A 1,412-nucleotide genomic window follows, 5' to 3' on the forward strand; every position below is an offset into this window, starting at 1 on the left:
GGGTTGCGTGACGCCGAGCGGCCTGGAGCTTGCCACCGATCTTCACCGGTTCGGCGACACGCCATACCAGTTCGGTGGTCAGGTTGGGGGGTGGGGCGAGACCGGCGCGCACCCAGCCGACGGTTGTGCCGTCGCGCCGCTTCGCGGTCTCGCCGAGGGTGTCGACGATGCCGCTCCATCGGCCGGCGGACGGTGCGCGTGGGTACCGGGAAGGGGGATCGCCCAGTTGCCCTGGACGATGCCGAGGGTCTTGCCACTGGCTGCGAGTTGCCGGCTGGGCTCGTAGTCGGTGGCGAGCGGGTTCTTCTGGAAGCAGCCGGTCCTCTGCATCGTCAGATACTTGTCCAGGGCCGTCGTCCACGGCGACTTCGCGAGCGTGGCCTGTCCGGCCTGCATCTTCTGGTCGAAGTCACGGTCGGAGGCGTACACGGTCGTGGCGACCAGGGCGTACTGGACTGTTTTCCGCCCGCGGTAGCCCTGGTGTCCAGTGGGGATTCGGGCCGCCAGGGCCGTCTGAAGCCGGGCCGACGAGTCCTCGGCGCTCAGGGCGTGGGTCACACGGGTGTTCTGCGGCGTTACGTCGGTCGCGCTGATCGGGACCACCTCCTGCGCCCAAGTGAAGACCTTGTCACGGTGTCAAGGTCAAGTTCGTGACCGGCGCATCGAGGAATCCGGCGGTCACGGGACACAAGGAGATTCCCGACGGCATCGACGGACGCGTCGACACCGCGGGCATCGCTGGAACCGCCAGCAGCAGGGCCTGGGTCCAGACGAGCAGGTCGGGCCGGTCAGAGCGAGTTCGAGCCAGGCGGCGTTCATCTGGAAGTGACGGGAGGGGAAGCGGCCGAAGCCGGTGGACTTGCCGCAGCGGATGCGGTCCTCCACGCGGGCATGCGCGCGGTGGCGGACCTCCAGGCATTGCGCGGTTCCCCCACCCATGACCAGGGTGGCGTCGAGGTCCAGGACCAGGCAGGGCAGTCGCGCCCACCCGCGCGGGACGCTGGTATGCCGTCGCGGGTGTCGGCGGCTTGCAGCCAGGCGATTTCGCGTGCGGTGGCCCGGGCCGGCCTCTTACAGGGTGGCCAGTGCGGGAGGGCCGATGTCGGCGAGAAGGACGCCAGGCGGTGGGTGTGGAGGCGACCGGGCCGAACACCTCGCGCTGGTCACGCAGGACAGCGAGGTCAGTGATGGTCTCGCCGCCGTCGGCGAGCATCACGGCCAGGTCGACCGCCACCCGGCCGGGGGCGTGCCCCGTGCCGCGCGGCCGCAGCCGACGCAACGCGCTGGTGAAGGCGCTGGTCAGCCCGGTGACTTCGGCTAGTGCCGCGGCAGGCAACGTTCGCCCCGTCACGACGCCCGGCACGCTCCCCCACGCTCTCGACTCCGCTCGAGCAGGGGGTACCCCCACTCGC

Annotated in this window: 1 protein-coding gene and 1 pseudogene; both read right to left on the minus strand. The window is 70.5% G+C overall.

Annotation, left to right across the window (positions count from 1 at the left end; all coding sequences use genetic code 11):
- Positions 1 to 78: 78 nt before the first annotated feature.
- The gene (locus tag ABZ281_RS49330) at positions 79 to 558 is read right to left on the minus strand and encodes a hypothetical protein (RefSeq protein ID WP_356665379.1); all 480 of its coding nucleotides are present in this window, start codon (positions 556 to 558) and stop codon (positions 79 to 81) included.
- 190 nt (positions 559 to 748) lie between these two features.
- A pseudogene (locus ABZ281_RS49335) lies at positions 749 to 1,412 on the minus strand (hypothetical protein); the annotation flags it as partial.

Origin of the sequence: Streptomyces sp. NPDC006265 (genome assembly GCF_040613555.1) — a bacterium.
Taxonomy (GTDB): Bacteria; Actinomycetota; Actinomycetes; order Streptomycetales; family Streptomycetaceae; genus Streptomyces.